Source organism: Methanopyrus sp. KOL6 (assembly GCF_002201915.1).
GTDB lineage: Archaea > JAADCQ01 > Methanopyri > Methanopyrales > Methanopyraceae > Methanopyrus.
The window spans coordinates 81,828-102,903 of sequence record NZ_CP019470.1 but is presented as its reverse complement, the minus strand read 5'-3'; the positions used below and the strand labels follow the sequence as shown (position 1 = coordinate 102,903).

General features: G+C 57.1%; 26 protein-coding genes. 15 read left to right on the top strand and 11 right to left on the bottom strand.

What is annotated here, in order from left to right:
* Window positions 1–71: 71 nt before the first annotated feature.
* From BW919_RS00580 to guaB, 3 genes are all read left to right on the top strand, one after another.
* The gene (locus tag BW919_RS00580) at window positions 72–785 is read left to right on the top strand and encodes a (5-formylfuran-3-yl)methyl phosphate synthase (RefSeq protein WP_088334794.1); all 714 of its coding nucleotides are present in this window, start codon (window positions 72–74) and stop codon (window positions 783–785) included.
* Window positions 786–837: 52 nt separating this feature from the next.
* Window positions 838–1,407: a hypothetical protein gene (locus tag BW919_RS00575; protein WP_088334792.1), complete on the top strand. Its 570-nt coding sequence runs from the start codon at window positions 838–840 to the stop codon at window positions 1,405–1,407.
* A gap of 66 nt (window positions 1,408–1,473) precedes the next feature.
* Window positions 1,474–2,982, top strand: coding sequence for an IMP dehydrogenase (gene guaB / locus BW919_RS00570; RefSeq protein WP_088334790.1), 1,509 nt, complete (start codon window positions 1,474–1,476; stop codon window positions 2,980–2,982).
* On the opposite strand, the gene BW919_RS00565 is transcribed toward guaB, so the two are convergent.
* Both BW919_RS00565 and rpl7ae read right to left on the bottom strand, forming a co-directional pair.
* Window positions 2,942–3,691, bottom strand: a complete 750-nt coding sequence (locus BW919_RS00565; protein WP_088334788.1) for a hypothetical protein — start codon at window positions 3,689–3,691, stop codon at window positions 2,942–2,944. The genes guaB and BW919_RS00565 overlap by 41 nt on opposite strands.
* Window positions 3,692–4,112: 421 nt before the next feature.
* On the bottom strand, window positions 4,113–4,484 hold the full coding sequence (rpl7ae, locus tag BW919_RS00560; protein WP_088334786.1) for a 50S ribosomal protein L7Ae: 372 nt from the start codon (window positions 4,482–4,484) through the stop codon (window positions 4,113–4,115).
* A gap of 172 nt (window positions 4,485–4,656) precedes the next feature.
* Between rpl7ae and pth2 the strand changes: the two genes are divergently transcribed.
* Together pth2 and BW919_RS00550 are read left to right on the top strand one after the other, a co-directional pair.
* Window positions 4,657–5,007, top strand: a complete 351-nt coding sequence (gene pth2, locus BW919_RS00555; RefSeq protein ID WP_088334784.1) for a peptidyl-tRNA hydrolase Pth2 — start codon at window positions 4,657–4,659, stop codon at window positions 5,005–5,007.
* A gap of 7 nt (window positions 5,008–5,014) precedes the next feature.
* Window positions 5,015–5,824 carry a succinylglutamate desuccinylase/aspartoacylase family protein gene (locus BW919_RS00550; protein WP_088334782.1) on the top strand — a complete coding sequence of 270 codons (810 nt, stop codon included), beginning with the start codon at window positions 5,015–5,017 and terminating at the stop codon, window positions 5,822–5,824.
* A gap of 56 nt (window positions 5,825–5,880) precedes the next feature.
* On the opposite strand, the gene infB is transcribed toward BW919_RS00550, so the two are convergent.
* A complete protein-coding gene (gene infB, locus BW919_RS00545; protein ID WP_088334780.1) occupies window positions 5,881–7,716 on the bottom strand; it encodes a translation initiation factor IF-2 in 1,836 nt (611 codons plus the stop codon).
* Window positions 7,717–7,749: 33 nt separating this feature from the next.
* Here infB and BW919_RS00540 point away from each other — a divergent pair, with 33 nt between their 5' ends.
* The 3 genes from BW919_RS00540 to BW919_RS00530 all read left to right on the top strand — a co-directional run bounded on the left by BW919_RS00540 (window position 7,750) and on the right by BW919_RS00530 (window position 10,176).
* Entirely contained in the window at window positions 7,750–8,316 is a 567-nt protein-coding gene (locus tag BW919_RS00540) for an XTP/dITP diphosphatase (protein ID WP_088334778.1), read from the top strand.
* A gap of 6 nt (window positions 8,317–8,322) precedes the next feature.
* A complete protein-coding gene (locus BW919_RS00535; RefSeq protein ID WP_088334776.1) occupies window positions 8,323–8,772 on the top strand; it encodes a 30S ribosomal protein S15 in 450 nt (149 codons plus the stop codon).
* Window positions 8,773–8,871: 99 nt separating this feature from the next.
* A complete protein-coding gene (locus BW919_RS00530; protein ID WP_088334774.1) occupies window positions 8,872–10,176 on the top strand; it encodes a DHH family phosphoesterase in 1,305 nt (434 codons plus the stop codon).
* On the opposite strand, the gene ndk is transcribed toward BW919_RS00530, so the two are convergent.
* From ndk to BW919_RS00505, 5 genes are read right to left on the bottom strand one after another with little or no spacing between them, the layout of a single operon-like run.
* Window positions 10,171–10,635 carry a nucleoside-diphosphate kinase gene (gene ndk, locus BW919_RS00525; RefSeq protein WP_088334772.1) on the bottom strand — a complete coding sequence of 155 codons (465 nt, stop codon included), beginning with the start codon at window positions 10,633–10,635 and terminating at the stop codon, window positions 10,171–10,173. The two genes, BW919_RS00530 and ndk, sit on opposite strands and share 6 nt — an antisense overlap.
* 33 nt (window positions 10,636–10,668) lie before the next feature.
* Window positions 10,669–11,775 (bottom strand): hypothetical protein, encoded by a 1,107-nt coding sequence (locus tag BW919_RS00520; protein WP_157665795.1) that lies wholly within the window; start codon window positions 11,773–11,775, stop codon window positions 10,669–10,671.
* The gene (locus tag BW919_RS00515) at window positions 11,766–12,923 is read right to left on the bottom strand and encodes an ATP-grasp domain-containing protein (protein WP_157665794.1); all 1,158 of its coding nucleotides are present in this window, start codon (window positions 12,921–12,923) and stop codon (window positions 11,766–11,768) included. Before BW919_RS00515 ends, BW919_RS00520 begins: the two co-directional genes overlap by 10 nt.
* Entirely contained in the window at window positions 12,886–13,320 is a 435-nt protein-coding gene (locus BW919_RS00510; RefSeq protein WP_088334768.1) for an Sjogren's syndrome/scleroderma autoantigen 1 family protein, read from the bottom strand. Before BW919_RS00510 ends, BW919_RS00515 begins: the two co-directional genes overlap by 38 nt.
* 37 nt (window positions 13,321–13,357) lie before the next feature.
* A complete protein-coding gene (locus BW919_RS00505; protein ID WP_088334766.1) occupies window positions 13,358–13,843 on the bottom strand; it encodes a sigma factor-like helix-turn-helix DNA-binding protein in 486 nt (161 codons plus the stop codon).
* An 89-nt stretch (window positions 13,844–13,932) separates the two neighbouring features.
* Between BW919_RS00505 and BW919_RS00500 the strand changes: the two genes are divergently transcribed.
* Entirely contained in the window at window positions 13,933–14,202 is a 270-nt protein-coding gene (locus BW919_RS00500) for a UPF0147 family protein (RefSeq protein WP_148688226.1), read from the top strand.
* Here the strand turns inward: BW919_RS00500 and BW919_RS00495 are convergent.
* Window positions 14,186–14,758 (bottom strand): class II aldolase/adducin family protein, encoded by a 573-nt coding sequence (locus BW919_RS00495; protein WP_088334762.1) that lies wholly within the window; start codon window positions 14,756–14,758, stop codon window positions 14,186–14,188. The two genes, BW919_RS00500 and BW919_RS00495, sit on opposite strands and share 17 nt — an antisense overlap.
* The gene (locus BW919_RS00490) at window positions 14,755–15,360 is read right to left on the bottom strand and encodes a hypothetical protein (RefSeq protein WP_088334760.1); all 606 of its coding nucleotides are present in this window, start codon (window positions 15,358–15,360) and stop codon (window positions 14,755–14,757) included. The genes BW919_RS00495 and BW919_RS00490 overlap by 4 nt, the downstream gene beginning before the upstream one ends.
* Before the next feature lie 62 nt (window positions 15,361–15,422).
* Here BW919_RS00490 and BW919_RS00485 point away from each other — a divergent pair, with 62 nt between their 5' ends.
* On the top strand, window positions 15,423–17,009 hold the full coding sequence (locus BW919_RS00485; RefSeq protein WP_088334758.1) for a DNA-directed DNA polymerase II small subunit: 1,587 nt from the start codon (window positions 15,423–15,425) through the stop codon (window positions 17,007–17,009).
* Window positions 17,010–17,042: 33 nt separating this feature from the next.
* The gene (locus tag BW919_RS00480; protein ID WP_088334756.1) at window positions 17,043–18,095 is read left to right on the top strand and encodes a DUF1611 domain-containing protein; all 1,053 of its coding nucleotides are present in this window, start codon (window positions 17,043–17,045) and stop codon (window positions 18,093–18,095) included.
* Here the strand turns inward: BW919_RS00480 and BW919_RS00475 are convergent.
* The gene (locus BW919_RS00475; RefSeq protein ID WP_232452889.1) at window positions 18,092–19,204 is read right to left on the bottom strand and encodes a M20 family metallopeptidase; all 1,113 of its coding nucleotides are present in this window, start codon (window positions 19,202–19,204) and stop codon (window positions 18,092–18,094) included. The two genes, BW919_RS00480 and BW919_RS00475, sit on opposite strands and share 4 nt — an antisense overlap.
* A 158-nt stretch (window positions 19,205–19,362) precedes the next feature.
* Here BW919_RS00475 and BW919_RS00470 point away from each other — a divergent pair, with 158 nt between their 5' ends.
* The 4 genes from BW919_RS00470 to BW919_RS00455 are packed head-to-tail and all read left to right on the top strand — an operon-like array spanning window position 19,363 to window position 20,998.
* On the top strand, window positions 19,363–19,533 hold the full coding sequence (locus BW919_RS00470) for a DNA-directed RNA polymerase subunit K (protein WP_011019948.1): 171 nt from the start codon (window positions 19,363–19,365) through the stop codon (window positions 19,531–19,533).
* A gap of 21 nt (window positions 19,534–19,554) precedes the next feature.
* Window positions 19,555–19,746: an ATP-binding protein gene (locus BW919_RS00465; RefSeq protein ID WP_088334752.1), complete on the top strand. Its 192-nt coding sequence runs from the start codon at window positions 19,555–19,557 to the stop codon at window positions 19,744–19,746.
* A gap of 37 nt (window positions 19,747–19,783) precedes the next feature.
* Window positions 19,784–20,395: a 30S ribosomal protein S2 gene (gene rpsB, locus BW919_RS00460; protein ID WP_088334750.1), complete on the top strand. Its 612-nt coding sequence runs from the start codon at window positions 19,784–19,786 to the stop codon at window positions 20,393–20,395.
* 18 nt (window positions 20,396–20,413) lie between these two features.
* Window positions 20,414–20,998, top strand: a complete 585-nt coding sequence (locus BW919_RS00455) for an ASCH domain-containing protein (protein WP_088334748.1) — start codon at window positions 20,414–20,416, stop codon at window positions 20,996–20,998.
* Window positions 20,999–21,076 lie beyond the last annotated feature (78 nt).

Here is a 21,076-nt window from a genome sequence, read left to right as displayed (position 1 = left end):
ACACGACGCCAACACTCATCCCAAAGGAGCTATTTACGGTAAACCGGTTCCGAAGTTGTTGGGGTGTGACCATGCGACCGAGGCTCCTTGTGAGTCCCGTAAACCGTGATGAGGCGTTGGAGGCCGTGGAAGGTGGAGCTCACATCATCGACGTGAAGAACCCCGAGGAAGGATCCTTAGGCGCGAACTTTCCGTGGGTGATACGTGAGATAATGGAAGTAGTCCCGGAGGATCGCGAGGTCAGTGCCACCGTTGGAGACGTCCCCTACAAACCTGGTACGGTGGCTCAGGCCGTGCTCGGTGTAGCCGCCGTAGGAGTGGACTACGCGAAGGTAGGACTTTACGGAACCAAGACTGAAGAAGAAGCGCTGGAAGTCATGCGGGCTTGCTCCCGAGCGGTCCGTGAGTTCGGGTACGACACGCGCGTAGTTGCAGCCGGCTACGCGGACGCCCATCGGGTTGATAGCATAGATCCCATGTCCGTTCCGGAGGTAGCGGCCGAAGCTGAGTGCGATGTGGCAATGGTGGATACGGCGGTAAAGGACGGTAAGCGATTGTTCGATTTCTTGAGAGAGGAAGAGGTGGGGGAGTTCGTCGATTTAGCCCACGAGCACGGGCTCGAAGTGGCACTCGCCGGGTCTCTGCGGCACGAAGACATGCCTATCGTACGCGACCTCGGAGCGGACATAGTAGGGATTCGGGGAGCGGCCTGTGAGCGCGGTGATCGTAACCGTGGGGCGATCCGCAGCCACCTAGTCCGGAAACTGGCCGAGGCGCTCGCCTGAAATCGACCCATTTATTATCTTCCAGGCTCCGTACCCTTCGGGGTGGAAGGAGATGGGTGAGCTCGCGGATGCTGTCCGTGAGCACTTAGTTCCGGCCACGCTTAATGCGATCGGCCTGATCATTGTGATAGTGGTAGTCCAGTTAGTGGTGCCTCCACTGGCGTCGCTCGGAACGATAGTACCAGGTATCGGTGTGCCAGTGAACATGGTGCTCACCGTCGTGGGTGTGGTACTGGCACTATACTTCGCTTACGGCGTGCTAAAGCACGTGAAACCGATAATCACTCCTGCAGCTGACCTCGTATCGATGGCACTGCTAGGCCGTCGAGAGGAAGATCTCCATACAGCCACGTACAACCTGGTACTGGCGGCAATCGTTCTCGTAGTGGCCGTTCTACTGTCCCCGCTGATGGTCTCCATACCAGGAGCTGGAGCCGTACTGAGCCTCCTCGTACTGCTGGTCGGCATCGGCTTCGGTGGACTACTCCTAGTCAAGGCCGCTACAGGATTCTACGAGGTGTTCCGAGATAAGCTGGAGGAGTTGGCGGAAAACCTGGCCGAACGAGTCGAGGAACTGGAGCGCAGAGCGTCTGAAACGGAGGAGGCAGAGGAGTCCGAGTAACCTCCCTCGCGCAATCTTTAACTCTCCCCGCCCCCGTTCCCCGCAAAAGGCGCGGGGAACGGGGGCTTGGTCGGGCGGTACACCCGAAAGCTGGAAGATGCCGAGCTAGCGCTCACGTTCGACGACGTCCTCCTACTCCCCGGACGATCCTCGGTAGAACCCGCAGACGTGGATGTATCCACACGAGTCACCGTTAACTACCGACTCAACATACCGATCCTAAGTGCTGCTATGGATACTGTCACCGAAGCCGAGATGGCCATCGCGATGGCCCGACACGGTGGCCTCGGTGTAATCCACCGGAACATGACCATAGAGGAGCAAGTAAGGGAGGTCACGCGTGTCAAGGAGGCTAGGGACATAGTACAACGTGACGTTGTGACGATTTCACCGGACGAGAGCGTGAAGCGAGCAGTGGAGCTAATGGAGGAGCATGACGTCGGAGGTCTGCCCGTCGTCGACGAGGAGGGTAAAGTCGTCGGCATCATTACGCGGCGCGACGTGGACCTGCTTTCCGAGGAAGAAATCGGAGAGTTGGATGTGAAGAGTGTTATGACGGAAGAACCGGTCGTCATCGAGGAGGGTGAGGACATCGAGGAAAGAGCTTTACGAGTGATGAGAGAAGAGAGGATCGAACGCGTCCCCGTAGTGGACGACGAAGGTCGCCTCCTGGGAATCGTGACCGCTAGGGACGTAACGGAGCTTCGCAAGGAGACGGAAGCGGCCACCGATGAGGAAGGACGATACCTCGCGGCTGCAGCCGTGGGTCCGAAGGATCCCGATCGAGCGATCGCCCTGGACGAGGCCGGCGCGGACATCCTCGTAGTCGACTGCGCCCATGCGCATACGGAGACGGTCATCAACTTCGTGAAGGAGATCAAGCGTGAAGTCGACGCGGACGTCATCGCCGGCAATATCGCCACGGCCGAAGCTGCGGAGGACCTTATCGCCGCGGGCGCCGACGCTCTGAAGGTCGGTATCGGTCCGGGCTCCATATGTACTACGAGGATTGTTGCCGGTGTCGGCGTACCTCAGATCACCGCCGTAGCCTGGGTGGCCGACGTCGCGGAGGAACACGATATTCCCGTCATCGCGGACGGTGGTATCAGGTACTCTGGAGACATCGCCAAAGCTATCGCCGCAGGCGCTGACGCCGTGATGCTGGGTAACCTATTGGCAGGCACGGACGAAGCCCCAGGCCGAGTGATCCGGCTGCACGGACGCCTGTACAAGCAGTACCGTGGTATGGGGAGCTTGGGAGCCATGATGAAGGGAGAATTGGCCGACCGCTACTTCAAGCAACCCGAACAGGGAAGCCGCCACGTCGCCCAAACGAAGTTCGTACCGGAGGGAGTCGAGGGAGTTGTCCCGTACAAAGGCCCGGTGAGTGAGGTCCTCTACACCCTCGTAGGTGGACTTAGATCCAGCATGGGATACGTTGGCGCCAAGAACATCGAGGAAATGAAGAAGAAGGCGAGGTTCGTACGGATCACTAGGGCCGGGTACGAGGAAAGCCATCCACACGATATCGCCATCACGGACGAGGCGCCGAACTACCCGATATCGAACCAGTAGGTGCCGCCGATACTCCCTCGTAGTTTTTCAAGTTTATCAGCCTAATCCCGTTTACCTTCTTCAAGTACTCGTACTGAAGTCTCTTGTAGTGCGAGAGTTCCCAAAAAGCTTCCAGCGGTGATATCAGGAACGGTGTGAACCACCCTAGCACCGTTGCCGTGATCGCGAAAGGGATGTTCCCATAGTTCGCGAGGATGTAGTAATACGGCTCGCACCCACATCCTCCGTAGAGGAGCGGGAAACCGTTCCTCACGGTCCCATGCCAGAAGATCACGGAGTTCTTAGGGAATCGTGGCCCGCCGATCGGCCCATCGTGAACCCAGGTGGCGGTCCTCAACCTGTCCGCGAAGACCAGCTCCCTGAGCGCACCATACCAATCCACTGACGCTCGGTTCCCACGAGGGTCTAGCGCTGCGATGTTCCACATTAGTACGCCGTTCCTATCGGTCCACGAACCGTACATACTCTCACTACCAGCGTTATGGACGATCGTGACCGCCGGGTATCCAAAGGTGTGCGCTACGTTAGTGGCGACAATCTCGTGAAGACCTCCCGGTCTTATATCCGGATCGTGTAACTTCACGAAAGCCAGTCGCCCCAACGGCATGCAACCCGTCGTCACGTAAAATTTCACGAAACCGAGAAACGCATACGCGAGCCACGCCAGCACTAGGAGCGCGAGGACCTTCAGCGGAATCACTCCCACCACGGTGGCGACCCCCTTGGGACAGCGTGTAACATCCATACGGTGGTGCACGAGCCATTGAGGGACGATTATATGGCGGTTCACCCCATGCCGTACTATTGCATCGTCTACGCAGGAGTCCATCTAGTAACTCTCAAATGTCTGGATAGGGGCGGTATCACATTAGTTGTCCCGAGACTGTACAACGGTTGCTAGAAGGCTTACACACCTGGCAGCGTGCGGTGGATCGGAAACGGAAATATGGTAATGTGGGACGCGGTCCGTGCGGCAGATTCCAGTCGTCGCCCACATCAGTTTACTCCGAATTATCAGACAAGTACTCGGATGTGCCAGATCCGTGGCCGCTCAATGATCATGAAGCCGACCAAGTGCAGGATTCGTTACGATAACTGTAACGATAGGAGCTGCGGGGGGAAGGATCGGCTTACTCGCGTAGCTCTTCGACCTTCTCAATGATCTCGTCCACGAGGTCCTTGGCGTCTCCGGGGTCGATGATGCACGCACTGGCCGCTGCTACGTCGATGCCGGCGGCGGCGCCCAGTTCGTCCTTGCTAGGGACGTACACGTACGGGATACCCTTCTCATCGCAGAGCTCCGGTAGGTGAGCGACTACCTCCTCTGGGTCCACGTCTTCAGCGATCAGCACGAGCACGGCTTCCTCACGCTCGACGGCCTTAGTTGTCTCGTTAGTACCCTTACGGATACGACCGGTGTCTCGAGCGATTTCTATGGCCTCGTAAGCCTTCTCGGCCAGTTCCTCCGGGACCTCGAACTTCACGTACATGGGCTTGGACATCAACCACCACCCCCACTCATCGGTTCATCCTCATCCTCGTGGTCGATCTCCTCGCCCACACCCGCCGATCGGTTGAAATAAATAAAGTTTCGCCGGTACCTCGCGGCCCCAATGAAGAGGAGCTGACGGGCCGAGTCTGTGACGAGACTCCTCTCAGCCGAGGGGGTTTACCTTGTACAAACAGGTGATAGTGGTTAGGGAAGACTTGAAACTCAGTCGTGGGAAGCTCGCGGCTCAGGTGGCACACGCCTCACTGGGGGCCTTTCTACGCGCTAAAGAGTCAGGGGCGCCGGTTGAGGAGTGGTTAAGAGAAGGTCAGAAGAAGGTAGTGCTCAAGTGTAGAGATGAGGAGGAACTACTGGAACTCCACGAGCTGGCTAAGGGAAGAGGCTTACCGTCGTTCTTGGTTCGAGACGCGGGGCTTACGGAGCTAGAGCCCGAGACGATAACTTGCCTCGGGATCGGGCCCGAGCGAGAGGAGGAGATCGACCGAGTTACGGGCGACTTGCCGTTACTGAGGTGACAGAGGGTTGATCGCGGTTCTGTTAGTCCTGCTCGCGCTCTCGACGTCCGGATGTTGTGAGGCGGTGTGGACGGTGTATGATTGGGGTTCCAAGGGTAACATACTGAAGAACCCTATTCTAGTCCAGCACGCGCCCCACGGCCCACGCTCGAAGGCGGTATACAAGCACTCCGTCGAAGGCACCGTAGTCTTCGAATTCCGTGGAGGCCCTGGACCTGCCGTGCTCTTGACCGCTGGAGTCCACGGCGACGAGGTGTGGACAGTGATAGCGCTGCTAAAATTATTGGACGAACTGGACCCGTCCTCCACAGTGGGCACTGTGTACGTGATTCCCGCGGTTAACCCGGAGGGGTTGGCGGCCAACTCGAGGTTAGTCGATGGTGTAGATCCTAACCGGGTAGCGGATGTACCAGGATCCCTGACGTGGCATCTCGTGCGGTTTGCGCTCTCCCATAGAGTGAAGTATTGGTTGGACATGCACTGCGGCAGTGGGGTACCTCGTCAAGGAGCGCTTTTAACCGATGAGAAGGATGAACTCGTGGATGAGCTGGCGAGGTCCTCTGGATTCGTGCTCTTAGTAAAGAGCGCCCCGAGGGGATCGATAAGATCCGTGGCGCGTCGGCTCGGAATTGACGTGATCACTCTAGAAGTACCACGTGACGCGGGTCTGTCGGGCGTTGAGAGGGCGTACCATGCGGCCCTGGCCTTCTTGCGGTTAACTGGTGTACTGAATCGTTCGCGGACTCCGACTTCGGGTTCGATGAAAGTCACAGTACCCGTTCTCCCGACAATAGTGCCGCGACGCCGCCTCGGCTAGGACACGGCTCTTCACGGGGTCCGAGCCCAGGTTTGTCGTCATCGGCGGTATCGAAGTTACATACCGTAGAACGGGTCTTCCTTGCGTTTGATCTCGGCTATCTCTTCAAGGGCTTCCAGCTCATCCTCCGTCAGGAGATCTTTGAACTCCTCGAACATGAGCTTCGCGTGCTCGGAGGGCACGTCCGTATACAGGATATCGCCTTCCTCGAAGTGTCTACCGACGATGGGACCCTCGATGGATATGGCCACTTCCTGTCCTTTCTTCGCCTCTTTAGTCGGTTCACCGTGCATCTGGATCTGCTTGATCTCCCCGAGTTCTCTACCGTCCTCTCGTATCAGTGGATATCCGGGCTTGATCACACCAGCCAAGACTCGAACGCCGACGATCGCCGGCTTACTTTGGCGGAAGATGTATCCAGGAAGCACCTTTATCTTCCCTGGACGTACGAGTTCGTCCAGGCGCTTTCGCCGTTCCCGCTCGATCCGCTTTTCGACTATCTCCTCATACTTCTCGACTAACTCATAGATCACATCGTCGATGATGATGTCGACGTTGTACTCGTCGGCCAGTTCCCGCGCCTCCTCAGTGACTCCCACGTTGAACCCTACGATCACACCGAGTAGCGGATCCTTCTCTGCGACCGCGTGCGCCTCGATGACGTCCTTCTTGGTAATGTCTCCGACGTCGGCCTTGCGGATCGAAACGTCCTTTTCCTTGAACTCCCCGACGACGGCTTCCAGGGTCCCCAAAGTATCGGCCTTGATGATGATTCCATCTTGGTCTGTCTCAATAGTGACCTCCTCGACCTCCTCCTGGACCTCGCGCACGACTTCTTCGACGTCCTCGTCTTCCCAGACGACGCGTAACGGGGCGCCGGCCACGGCCTCTTCGAGCTCCGGGGCACTTATCTTTACACCGGCGGCGGCCGTCACCTCATCCACCTTACGGAATCGATCGCTCGGGTCGCGCATCTCGTCCAGAGGCTTCGGCTTCAGCAGGGATCTCACCCGGGTGACGATAGGCTCTTCCGGATGACCGATGACTATCGTGTCGCCCGTTCGGACGATACCGTCGTAGAGGATCGCGTCGACAGTGTGACCGAGTCCAGGTTCCTCCTTGACTTCCAGGATCGCGGCCTTTCCTGGACCTTCTACCTCTATTTTCAGTTGTTCTTCCAGGAAGCGTTGTGCCAGCCCGGTTACGACCATCAACAGCTCTGGTATACCCTCCCCTGTGACACCGCTCGTGGGGACTATCGCGACGGTTCTCGTGAAATCCTTCACCCTATCGAAGCGTTCCGCCTGGAACCCATGCTGATGGAGCTGTCCGATAAGCTCGTAGACTTTCTCTTCCAGCCGCTGCTGTACCTCCGGGGACTGCCTCTGGAACGACTCGAGAAACGGGGTGTCATCGTGGGATTTCCATCCCGGTACCCTGTCCACCTTGTTGGCGGCGACGACGAACGGGGTGCGGTACCTCCTGAGTATCCTGAGAGCCTCTTCGGTCTGTGGCATCACGCCTTCCATGATGTCGATGACTAGGATCGCTATGTCGGCCAGCGCCCCTCCACGCCTTCGAAGGTTAGTGAAAGCTTCATGACCTGGGGTGTCGATAAACAGTAGTCCGGGTATCGTGATTTCCACGTCCAGCTGTTCAAGCAACGGTCCACAGATCTCTTTGACCACTTCCAGTGGTATTTCTGAAGCCCCGATGTGCTGGGTGATACCCCCGGCTTCCTTCGCCGTTACGGCAGTACCGCGGATCTTATCTAGGAGGGTGGTCTTTCCGTGATCAACATGCCCGAGCACCGAAATTATCGGTTGTCGTATGGCTTTATCGCTCTCGGACAACTTATACCACTCCCTCGAGATTTTTAGTCGAAACTCCATTTTACTCGAATTTAAACCTTGGGTGGATGGAGTATGAAAGTGTTATTTGCAACGGGCAATATCGGAAAGTACCGTGAGGTTAAGCAGATATTAGCTCGATACGGCATCGAAGTCGAGCGCGTTGATCTCGACTATCCGGAGCTCCAATCTGACAGCTTGGAGGAGATCGCCGCCTACGGGGCCCGATACTGTGCTGAGTCGTTGGGCCAGCCGGTGATAGTCGAGGACTCGGGTCTGTTTATCGAAGCTCTGAACGGGTTCCCGGGACCGTACTCCGCCTACGTGTTCGACACGATCGGTAACGAGGGTATCTTGAAGTTGTTGGAGGGAGAGGAGAACCGCAAGGCCGAGTTCATCTCGGTCGTAGGCTACTGCGAGCCTGGCGGTCGACCGGTAACCTTCACCGGCGAGATCCGCGGACGGATAGCGGAGGAACCCCGGGGTGGAGAAGGCTTCGGCTACGATCCTATCTTCATCCCGGAGGGTGAAGACCGCACGTTCGCGGAGCTGGGAGTCGAGGAAAAGTGTAAAATATCGCACCGGACCAGGGCGCTCGAGAGGTTTGCGGAGTGGTACGAGAACAACGTGGCGGGGAGGTGATCGGTCTTGGCACGTATGCATTCACGTGACAAAGGCAAGTCAGGATCAACCAGACCTCCTAGAGTAGCTCCTCCGTCGTGGGTAGAGTACTCGCCCGAGGAAGTGGAGAGCTTGGTGGTCGATCTGGCCAAGCAGGGTTACGAACCCGCCATGATAGGTATCAAGCTACGTGATGAGTACGGCATACCTGACGTCAAATTGATTACTGGTAAGAAAGTCACTGAGATCCTCGAAGAACACGGACTGGCTCCGGAACTCCCGGAGGACCTGCTGAACTTGATTCGCAGAGCCAAGCGAGTGCGCGAGCACTTGAAGAGGCATCCGAAGGATTTACATTCGAAGCGGGGACTCCAGCTCATCGAATCCAAGATTCACAGGTTAGTTAAGTACTACAAGAGGAAGGGAATCCTACCCGAGGATTGGAAGTACGATCCGGAGGCCCTACACGTGGAGTGAGCTCCCACCTCGCTCAATTGTTACGATCCTATTAACGTTCGATCGACCGATGGCTACAACTCGGTAAATACCCAGCTGGGGGTGAAGCGGGGCGGTACTTTGAGCGAAGACGGGTTCGAAAGTACTCTGGAAGAAGCTGTTGAATTCCTAGAGGATCTGGAAGGAACTGCAGTCCGCCTATACGTTCACAACGACGCAGACGGGCTCACAGCAGGAGCGCTGATGGCCTTCACGCTCCGGTGCCTCGAGGTACCCACACGGCTTCGGGTACTGAACACGGAAACGGAGCTGTTAAAGGAAGATCTCGACGGCCCCACCGTAGTCGTGGATATGGGAAGCGGGATCCTGAACAAATTGCGGAACGACCATCCTGTGCTCGTCGTCGACCACCATGAGATTTCCTCGAAACCTTCGGACAACGTACTTCTGGTGAATCCTCGAGAGCACGGCGTCGACGGTGGTACGGAAGCCTCGGCTTCCACAGTAGCGTACTTGCTGTGCCGACGCGTGGTTAAAGTCGAAGAGACGTGTCTGCCGAAGGCCGCGCTGGTCGGTGCCTACGGTGACAACCAAGCTGGCAAGAGAGGAGTCCGAGGTTTGAACAGGGTACCGGAAGAGGACGGAGAGAAGCATGAAATCATCGAAATCCGAGACCCGGCCTACTGGGTTTTCGGACGCGCGTCGATGACCGTAGGGGAGATCGTGGAGCGAGTTTCCGGCGCCTCGGTACGGGAGGCGTTAGAGGCCAGGTTCGGCGATCTAGATGTGGTCCCTGTGGATTTGAGTCGAGAGGATGAAGCCGAAATAGTTCGAGAGCATCGAGAACTTCTGAATGGTGAGAAAAGGAAGGAGCTCGAGTCCAAAACGGGTCGCATCCACGTGTTCTACGAGGAGCGTCCTCTCAAGGCCCTTCGGGATCCCTTAGAGACGGCCACGCTTCTCAATGCTTGCGGCAGGTACGGGGAAGGATGGGCGGGTGTCCTGATCGCCATGGGATCCTGGGATCCTCTGCAACTGGCCAAGAAGCTCAGGAGCAAACACAAGGCCATCATTCGGGAGGCCTTAAGTAGGCTTAGTCGCGGGGAAGGCATCACGGACCGAGAGAGCATGGTAGTGATCGATGGTCGCGAGCTCGGAATCCCGCACACCGTAGTGGGGATCGTGGCCCAGTTCGTGTGTGAGGAGCGGGAGCGTGTGACCGTAGGTGTGGCTGAAATGGAAGAGGGTCTCGTGAAGGTGTCGATACGCTGTCCGGAGAACTCGGACGTGGATGCCGCCGAAGTGATCAAAGACGCGGCTAATCGCGTGGATGGAAAGGGAGGAGGACACGAGAGGGCTGCGGGTGCTGAAGTCCCTGAAGATCGGCTGGAGGAATTCCTTCTAGAGCTCGAGAAGTTCCTATGATTCATACAGCCACTCCTCATCGCATCGTTCGTAATCTATCGTGGGTAGATCCTGGCCGAACACTATCTCGATCTCCCGCTTGGCGGACTCTGGAGAGTCGGAGGCGTGTACCACGTTCCTGCCGATATCCAGCGCGAAATCTCCGCGGACCGTACCCGGCGCAGCTTCGGCGGGATCCGTCGCGCCGATAATATTCCTAACTACCTTCACGGCCTCTCGGCCCTCGACTATCATCACCACAACTGGGCCGGATGTCACGTACTCGACGAGATCATCGAAGAACGGCTTGTCTCGATGTTCTTCGTAGAGCTTCTCCGCCGTCTCGCGGTCGAGCTGACGCATCTCCAGCGCGACTATTTTGAGACCCTTGCGCTCGAGGCGTCGGATCACCTCTCCGACCAGACCTCTAACCACGCCGTCCGGTTTGATCATAACGAACTCCCTCTGAACTTCCGCCAACGGACGAACCCCCGAGCCGCGTCCTCCTTCAATTTAATCACCTTTGCGGACGATCCTAACAGTGGGAGTATCCGGTCCGGGTTCCGGCAGATCGACGTTCTCAAGGTACCGCTCGACTTCCCGTCCGAGTTTTCCTTCCAGTTTCAGTGCTAATAACTCGCCTCTCTCGATGCGTTCCTGCAGGACTTCCGCCACGGCTTCCGGATCGACTTCCTCACAGTAACCACCTAACGTGCCTCCGATCACCGCTCCGTACTCACCCCACAGATCCGAAGCCACGCTCAGCGCGTACCGGACAGTCTGCTCGTTCACCGCCGGATGCGCGTCGACGAGCTCGTTTCCACTGAGTTCAAGTCGGGAAGGGACTGGTCCCCGAGCCCGAGCAGCCTCCACGTCCTCGCTGTCCGCTAGGCCGGAGATTAACGCGGTAGCGGACGCAAGTCCGAAGCAGCGGTCGTGGAACGGGATGCCGAAAGCTTCGAACTCAACGCGGATGTCGTCGTATTTCACGGTTCCATCGGAAATACGGACTCGATGCACTTTAGGACCCATCAGCGAAAGCTTCACTGCTTCACGGTGCTCGATCACTACCTCAGCACCCGATTCCAGTAACGTCTTCTTCTTCGCGCGGAGTGCGGACGACGATCCGCTGGCTATTGGGTAGTCGTAAGGGGCCCCTGTGAATACCGCGTAGTCCGCCGCCGAAGTGATCCCCAACGAGACCTCACAAACGTAGGGTCCGCTCGTCTCGCGTACTACTTCGAGGACGCGGGCAGGCGTGACCGAGGGACGACCTACTGGAGACTCGTCCGTAGTCGACAGAGCCGGCCGGTGTCCTGCTTCCTCCAGTATCCACGCGAGGTAAGTCGCGGTCGTCGTCTTCCCTCTTACTCCGGTAACCTCGAAGAGAAAGTCCTGCTTGTAGCGAGTCGCGAGGGCTCCGGCGAGTGCGTGATGAGTTACCTGTGGCCCTTCTACGTTTCCGAAATCCACGCCACAGTGAACTGGGACGGCAATGAAATCGAACCCTCCGAAGGCCCGACGGAGGATCGGGTAAGGCCGGGCCTCATCGCACGTCCCGTAGACATCGACGAGTACGACTTCGTGTCCCATCTCATGCAGTTCGTCGCTCAGTACCAACCCTCCGTGGGTGGCGTCGACGACACACGCTCTAAGCGGTTCACCACCATCCGTTCCAAACGCTTCGCCATCGATCTGGCCCCGGAAGGCGTACTCGAGGAGGAGATAACTGAACACACCGGTTCACCCCGAGGGATAACCGTACCGGGGCGTGGTCTGTCTCGGGCCCATGAGAGATAAGGCACGCGCACCGTGTCCGAGGCGTATATGACCCTCTTGCACGACCAGCCTCGTATCTTCCATCGTTCTGGCAAGCTACCATCGAAGGCTCGCAGGTGAAGGCGAATGGGGTTGTCCCCTGATACCCGTGCCAGACACTCCGTAACCGCGGTCGGTCGAGGGTTAACCTCTATGACGTGGAGTCCATCCTTGTTGAGTACGGCATCGACACCGTTCAAACCGACCAAGCCCAACTCGTCCACTAACACCTCACAGACCTTCCGTGCCTCCTCCCTTACGCTCGGTACCAGGTAGTAAGGAGACGGTACGAGATTCCCCTTGTAAGAATACTCGGATCGCAGGTTGATCAGCTGGTCGTTGACCGATAGCACCTTGACATCCGACCCGTCGGAGACGAATGTCACGCTGACGTGACGACCAGGTACGAATTCCTGGAAGATCGTGCCCGGGCGCGGATCGGCTTCGTCGGGTTTCACCTTCCGAACTCCTAGGCCACCGGCTCCCCGTACGGGCTTCTCGACTAAGGTCTCGACGTCGAGCTCCGATGGATCTTCCGAGGTTTCTGGCATGGGAAGGACGTCGGAGAGTCTACTGAACAGCTCCAACTTGTCCGCCGCGATGTTCACTACCTCGGGCTCGTTGCCCGCGTATTCCGCGCCGAGCTTTTTGGATGTCCTAAACGCCGCTTCGACGGCGAACTCCGAGGTGGGTACCACCACATCTGGCTGAAGTTCTTCGAGCGCCCTAATCAGCCACCGATAGTTCGGAGGTCTGAACCTGGGAAGTAATCTACCTGGCCCTTCCCGTACGTACGACATGACGTCGCCCGGCTGGTCATCTGGATCATAGAACTGAACGGCACCTACTTCGAGCTCCAACTCGATCGCTAGCTCCGAGAACTGGCGGTTTACCACCCCCACGAACACCAGCTTACAGCTTTTTGAGAATCTCGAGTGCTTTCTCGGCAACTTCCAGCTCCCGCAAAGCGTGTTCCGGATCTTTCGTCTCGGCGGCCCGCTTCAACCTAGTGGTGACCACTTGAAGGACAACCTTCTGTACGTCCTCACCACTTCGGAGCTCCTGCCTACGTTTCTGTTTTTCCTTCTCAGGTTCCCGTTCCTTCTTGCCACTATCCAGTTTCTTTTTCACCCGCTTCGTTTTCCTTTTCCCATTTTCGGCCCGCTTCCTGCGCTCCTTCGCTTCTCTCTTGACCTTCTCCGCCTTCTCCTCTTCTACCACCTCGAACTCCGTTCCGCAGATTGGGCAGCTCACGGTTCCCGTTTTCGGGTCCTGGAACAGCGGTACCTTACACTCGGGGCAGTGGATACCAAGCATTTTGTGTCCCGCGAGCAATCGTTCCGCCATCTTGTTCAGATCTGACCTTTTGATGACGGGTTCCCCCTCAGTGTGAAGGGAACTCTGTCGGTGTCCTCATCACGAACATCGGGACTTCTCGTCCAACCTCCTCTTCAATGATCTCACGCACCTTCTTCTCGTTCTCTGTGATAATAAACAGGACGGATTGTTCTTCACCTGTGTACCCGCCACGTCCAGTCATTTCCGTAACTCCTTCGCCTTCCTGAATTAGTCTGTTGATTACATCCTCCGACTTATCGACCGGCACTATAGCAATAACTAGCGCTGGTCCTAAACTCATTTCGAGCTTGCCTATGATCCTAGCCATTTGGAAGTCATTATCTACTTTCATCTTCATCCGAGCCTGTTCTAAGTGATTTCTTACACCCGATACCGTGATGCCTAGCTCCTCAGCTATTTCCCGATACGACATCCCTTCCGATCTCATGACCGAGACTGTAGCCTGCCGTTCTGTCAAGTTGTATACGTTCATCAGCACCTCGATTACGTCTCGGTTTGTCACGGAACGCATAAGGAACGACCCCCGAGGTCCAGTTCCGAAAGATTTTTTTCAAAGTGTCGGAAGCCCGGCAACAGCCCTCACCGAAGGGGGGTGGCGACTTGTCGGACTACGAGGAGAAGTTCGAACAGTGTTGCACCCTGTTGGAACAGCGGATTATCCAAGACGACCAGATCCCGAGGAACGTGCGCCGCGCGGCTAAGCAGGCGATCGAGGCGTTGAAAGAAGAGGGACAGTCCCCAGGCGTCCGGGCCAGCACGGCTATCTCTACCCTGGAGGAAGTTGTAAACGACCAAAACACGCCCGAATACGCCCGCACCGTGCTCTTGCAAGTGATAGCGACCCTCGAACAAGTTAAGGATGAAGTTTAAATACCGCCAACCTGGCTGCCCCTTCTAAGGCTTCCGCGAGTCTCAAGGCCGCATCGGGTCTATCCGCGACGACGAGGCCGCCATGACGCTCCAGTGCGGCTACCATGGGTTTACGGGCTACTTCCGCCACGGCTTCAGCTAGACGCTCGCTTCCGGGCGGCTGGTATTCCACCCATACGATTTCTCCGACGGATCTCCGTATGTCCTCCGTCTCCATCGGGCGGTTCCCGGAGTGAACCAGCACCGTCAAGTATGGTGAATGAGTGTGAATTATGACCCCATCACCGACTTCCCGGTAGATGGATAAGTGCATGAGCAGTTCCGATGTGGGTTTCGTGACCCCCAGGACTTCGCGACCCTCTATGTCGACGATCGGCACGTGCCGCGGGCGCACATCGGACAACCTGAACCCGGAGGGCGATACCGCTACGTAGCGACCGGAGCGCACGCTAACGTTCCCTGATCCTCCTATCGTAAGACCGGTCCGATGTACTTCCTTACACAGTTCTGCGACGGCTCTCCTCAATCCCGCAAACGAGCTAGAGGGCACTTTCATAATCTTCTCACCTGCCGAAGCTTGATGGTGTTCACATCGACAACAACCTCTTTATCCTCGTTGTAAACTCCCATTCCCTCAGCTTCAATGTAGTAAGGTGTCGAATATATAATTATAGTCTCCCCCTTAATCTTCACTCTTTCCACATATCCGACGGCTTTTATTAGTATTTTTGTACCCTTATTCGGTTCGGGTTTTGTATCCGCGTATACCATTAACTTACCTTTAGCAATATCATCAACATGCGCTAGTTCCATCAACTTAGTGCAAACATCTTCCGAATTAGCGGCCCTGACCCTATACCTGAATAGTTTCTCCTTAACTTCTTCCTTTATGAATCTGGCCTTAATTCCGAAGTACTCTAGTAACGTTTGTAAACCTTCGTGGAGTCTAGACGTTAACTGTAGATACGCCATTGCGAAATCACGGTTGAACGCATCGTAGTCACCTCGCGCCAGGTCAGAGGACATCCTCATAACTAACTGAGGGTCGACCGGGGACTTCCCGGTCAGCGACACGGCGAAAAGGAAGCCGGAAGCCGTCATCGCTACGAGGATGATCGCGGCGGCCGCTATCCGCACCGTCCATACCACTGGCCGCAACCCGGGCCGGCCCCCGAACGGCCACACCGATCCCATCTTAATCCCGTTTCGGGGGGAGTTCCGTGAAGAGTGAAAAGGCTAAACAACTGGCGCGCAAGGTCGCGGAAGAGTACGGCGTACTCCTAACACCCGAAGCGCTCCGGAAGCTGAGAGACGACGATATCCCCGAAATGCTTGAGAGGTCGGATGAAGTGGATCTTCCCGTGTTCACCGCCAAGCTGATTCGAGGAGAGGTGGATCCGGACTTCCTCGAGGGGATGGAAGGGAACGTTTACGAAATACTCGGAGCGGAAGAAAGTGAAGAAGAACATGAGGCGCGCCCGCGGGTGGAGCGTCCCTCCAAGTTGCCCCCTGCCGCCGAGGTCGATGCGGAAGTGGAAATCCTCGAAGAGGCACGTTCCGTGTCCGCGGACGGTAGTGTGAAGGGATTCGTGGCGCACTTCCGAGATCGCCTCGAGAAACTCCGACCGCTCGTTAAAGCCAAGCTCGACGGGGAATGGGTAAAGAACATCGAGGAGCTCGTGGAGCGGGCGCGCCGTGAGCCCGGGAATTACTGCGTCGCCGGAGTGGTGACGGACTTACGGGAAACGGAGCGCGCGTTCTTGCTCGACTTGGAGGATGAAGTGGGAAAGGTCAGGGTGGTGATCTCGAAATCTAAAGCTCCGAAAATCTCGGAGAAGGTCAGGCGAGACGTCGCTCCAGGGATGGTGATCGGTGTCAAAGGGTTCGCCAAAGTCGAGCGCGGTCCTGTGGTGTTCGTCGGCGACCGGTACGGTGAGGTGACGTTACCGGGTGAGGGAGACCGTAAGAGTCGAGTTCCGGCCGTGGAGGACGACGTGAAGGCCGTCTTCATCGGAGACGTGCACATCGGATCGAAGAAGTTCAGGGAGGATCTCTTCCGCAGGTTCTTGGAATGGTTGAACAACCCGAACGACTCCGTAGCTGGTCACGTGAAGTACGTCATAGTGACCGGAGACGTGGTCGACGGGATCGGGATTTACCCAGGTCAGCGCGAAGAGCTCGAGATCGCAGATATAGACGAGCAATACCAACGGTTCGCGGAGTACCTGGAACTCCTGCCGGACTGGATCGAAGTGATCGTGATACCGGGGAACCACGATGCCATCCGACAAGCACTCCCACAGCCGAGCCTCAGCTCCTCGGATCCGGCTCAACCACTCACCGAGCTCGACGGCGTTCACTTGCCGTCCAACCCTGCGCTCGTGCGGATCCACGGAGAACTAGACGTACTCCTGTTCCACGGGCAGTCCCTGGACGATATAATCATCGATCACCCCGACGCGGAACACAACCCAGACGGGGTGAGGAAAGCCGTCAAGCTGTGCCTCCGCGCTCGTCACCTGGTACCTATATACGGTGGGTCCGTCCCGATAGCTCCACTTCCCGAGGATCGCCTAGTGATACGGAAATTTCCGCACGTCCTCGCAGTGGGACACACCCACGTGAGCGCTGTCGAGGTCTGGAACGGTTGTAACGTAATATCGACGGCAACTTTCCAAGAACAGACTGAGTTCCAGAAAAAGGTCGGGATAAGTCCCACGGTTGGCCGCGTCATCGTGCTGAACATGCGTCGAGATGAGTACGAGAACCCGAAGCGTAGGTTTACGATCGTGGATCTCACCGATTGAACCCCGCTACAGCATCCGGACGGGGTGGATCCGTTGGAACATCCCGAAGTCACTCGGGCCGTGATGGTGCCGTTCACTAAGGTTGCCGCCGGGATCCTGAGGTTCGCAGACATCGAGATCGTCGGTATTTGCGACTATCGGGATAGGAAGGTCGGAAAAACAACCAAAGAGCTGGTAGGTGACGACGTTCCCGAGTTCGAGATAAGACCGATAGAGGATCTCGGGGAACTACTCGAGGAATCGGAGTGGCTGATATGGACCAAGGAAGTCTTCGATGAGGACGTGCATTACCTCAAATGGAGAGAGGCTGTGGACGAGGCCGTCGTGAGAGGCGTTAATGTGTACAACATGGGTCGTCTCCACATGGTTGCTCAGGATCCGAACTGGAGGTTAGAAGCCCATAAGAGAGGGGTCCAGTACTTTGACACGAGCGATCCCGAACTGTACCTGGAATACCTCCACTACGGAATGAAGGCGCGTGAGGAGGGCGTGAACGCCGATGTAGTTTCGATCGTAGGTACAGGCCGCCGTACAGGGAAGTTCACCACCTTGAACACTGCCAGGAGGATCTTGGAGGAAGAGGGTATCAACGTACGCTCGGTAGGGACCGAACCTAGCAGCCTGCTTACGGGTTCGGAGGCTATGGTAATCCCACAGGTCCTACCGATGGCTCACGCGGCCGGTACCGTCTACGGTGCAGTGAAGAAGCTGGACGAGGAGTATGAACCCGACTTGATCCTCGTGGGTGCGCAGACAGGGATCACCGCTGACCCGTTAGAAGTGGGGACGGGACGTGGTGGGTCCCTAGCCGCTCTCACTATCTTACTAGGTAGCGACCCGGACCGCGTAGTCGTAACCACACGACCGGAGCTGCTTAACGAGCTCCAGGACGTCGTCGAAGTGGTCACGCTGCTCACGGGAGCGAGGGTGCAGTTCGTGAGCGTGAACGGCAAGGACTATTCTGAGGAAGAAGTCCGCGAAGTGTGTGAAAGGATCGAGGACGAGTTCGGACTGCCGGCGGCCGATCCGATTAAGATGGAGGAAGAGTTCAGCGACTTGGTCCTAGACTTGATAGCTCCCGGCTAGTAAGGTGCAGGGAGGATGTTCGCACACGTCAGATAGGCTCTGGCGCATCGCACCACATCCTCCACTTTGACCCACTCGTCCGGTCCGTGTATGTTTCCACCGCTGGGACCCAGTATAACGGCGTCTAGTCCGGCTTCATGCACCAAGTACTCGATGTCACAGTGCCCCCGCTTGAAATCTAGCTTACCCTGTAAGCCGACCTTACGAGCGGCGATTACCGCGGCCTTAACCACTGGCGCCTCAACGTTCACAACTGTGGCCCGAGAAGCCGACTTTACACCCACACTCACTTCGAACCCCGAGGGTACGGCCCGCTTGGCGGCCCTTTCGACTCGCCTCTTCACTTCTTCCGCACTCTCCCCAGGTACCGTTCTGTAATCCACGGTCATCTCGCACTGCTCCGGTATCACGTTCGAAGGTCCGTCCGTTTCGATTCCAGTGACCGTTAAGTCCGACCTCACGATGCCGATTCCCGGCAGCCTGTACTCCGTGGGTCTCATCTTGGAGAGTTCCTCCACGACGCGAGTTGCGGCCTCTATGGGATTCTTCCCCATTTCCGGGGTCGAGGCGTGGGCACTGCGACCACGCACCGTGACTCGAAGGGTAATCCTCCCACGATCACCCACGTGAACTTGACCGTCCGTCGGCTCACACACTATTCCGGCTCGGGCCTCTAACTCACGGGTTCTGCAGACGTGGAGGGCCCCGTTGTCCTCTTCACTACTCGATTCCTCCCCGACAGTCGCCAACAAGCCTATCGGCACTTCCTCGTAGTGCCCTTGAACCACCGCCGCCGTCGCAGCTGCCAGTCCTCCCTTACAGTCGGCCGCACCGCGTCCGTACAGCTTCCCGTTGCGGATTGTGGGATCGAAAGGGTCCGTAACTTCCCACCCGTCACCAGGAGGGACCGTGTCGAGGTGCGCGTTCAGTATCAGCCCGCTCAGATCACCAGCGAGGACGTTGCCCATATCGTCTACCTCGTAAGGCACGCCGTGTTCGTCTAACACTTCCGTCAGGAGACGAACCATCTCGTGTTCCTCTCCGGTCACACTCGGAGTGGCTACGGTATCCTTCAGGAGCTCAATCGGGTCGAGCTCTAGATCGTTCACCCTCTGAAGTGCCCTCGGAGGGTCACGGGCACACACTTATCCGAGTCCCGCGTAAGGGATGAAGAGCCTTGTTCACTATCTGAGTTCTAGAGTTCACGTGTCGTGTTCTCAAGCAACGTATAAACAGCTCTGGCCCAAGATCCACGGGGGAGCATCCTATGGAGGACTTGACGCGATTCGAGATCGCAAGGATCGTTGGAGCACGTGCCCTCCAGATCGCTATGGGGTCACCAGTGCTGGTAGAGGTCGAAGGGGATGAGGATCCGCTGGAAATTGCTAAAAGGGAGTTCGACGAGGGTGTTGTGCCCGTCGTGGTGATCCGGAGATAGAGGGTGTGGGGGTAAGGGAAGGTGCCGAAGGTCGTGATCGACTACGATGCGTGCGTTGGAGTATCGGAGTGTGGCGAATGTATCGAAGCCTGTCCAATGGACGTCCTTGATGAGGAGGACGACAAGCCGGTCGTCGTGAACGAGGATGACTGCACCGGCTGTGGCCTCTGCGAGCAAGCTTGTCCACACGGTGCCATTGTAGTCGAGGTGTAATCCCTCTCCCCTGACGTATCTTCCAGGGGGTGACTCGATGTCTGAAAACGACGATTTACTCGTTCCGCTGAACGACTACTTGGCGGCAGGCGTGCACATCGGTACCCAGCAGAAGACGAAGGATATGGAACCGTTCATTTACAGGACGCGGGCCGACGGACTCCACGTCATCGACGTACGTAAGACCGACGAGCGCATCCGGATTGCGGCCAACTTCCTGTCCATGTACAATACCGACGAGATACTTGTAGTATCCAGGCGTTATTACGGTCAGAAGCCTGTCAGTAAGTTTGCAGAGGCCACCGGGGCTACCGCGATTCCAGGCAGGTTCGTGCCCGGAACACTGACGAACCCAGAGTACGATGGATATCTGGAGCCCGAGGTGATCGTCCTCACGGATCCGCGTGCGGACTTCCAGGCACTCGTCGAGGCACAGAGCGTCGGGATCCCGATCGTGGCACTGTGCGACACGGACAACTTCACAGGTAACGTGGACCTGGCGATTCCGACGAACAACAAGGGCAGGAAGGCACTGGCCCTGGTGTACTGGCTGTTGGCACGCGAGCTCCTGAAAAAGCTGGATCGTCTGGAGGAAGACGAGGAGTTCGAGTACGATCTGGAGGACTTCGAAGGACCACCCCCGCAGTGAACCGGGGTCCACGCCCCCATGACCTACGGAATCTCGAAGCACATAGAGATAAGTGGTGAGTACAGGGATAAACTCCTCCGGGGTGAGAAACGAGCGACGATCCGAGTGGGACGTGTTCCTGGAGCGCGACCCGGTAAAGTGGTGTACATTCACTGTGGTGGCTACGTGTACGGAAAAGTCAGGATCACGAACGTTCGAACAAAGAGAGTCAGGGATTTGACGGACGAAGATGCTAAGCTCGATGGGTTCGAAAACCGTGAGGAGTTGCTGAAAGCCCTTCGGGATCACTACCCGAACCTCCGGGACGACGATATCGTCACTATCATCGAGTTCAAATGGGTAGAGCGCTTCGACGAACCCATCCTTTCAGAACACCTTCCGTACGAGGGCCACGATCCTATCAAGATCGCCAAGCTGGCCCTCGAGGAGGATATACCCATGAGCCCGCGGGACCGTGAGCTATTGGAGCTCTTAGTAGAATGCGGAAGCATTCGTAAGGCCGCCAAAGCGTTAGGCGGCCTCGGAAAGCGGGACGTAATCAGGCGTGCCGTGAGAAAGGCGTTCCGACTTTTAAAGTCCCGCGGAGCGCTCAAAGGTCGGTGATGAACCGGAAAGGTTATAATCGGCACTAATCCGCCTCTACGGAGTAGACGCAATAAAACTGGAAAACGATTTCCGGGT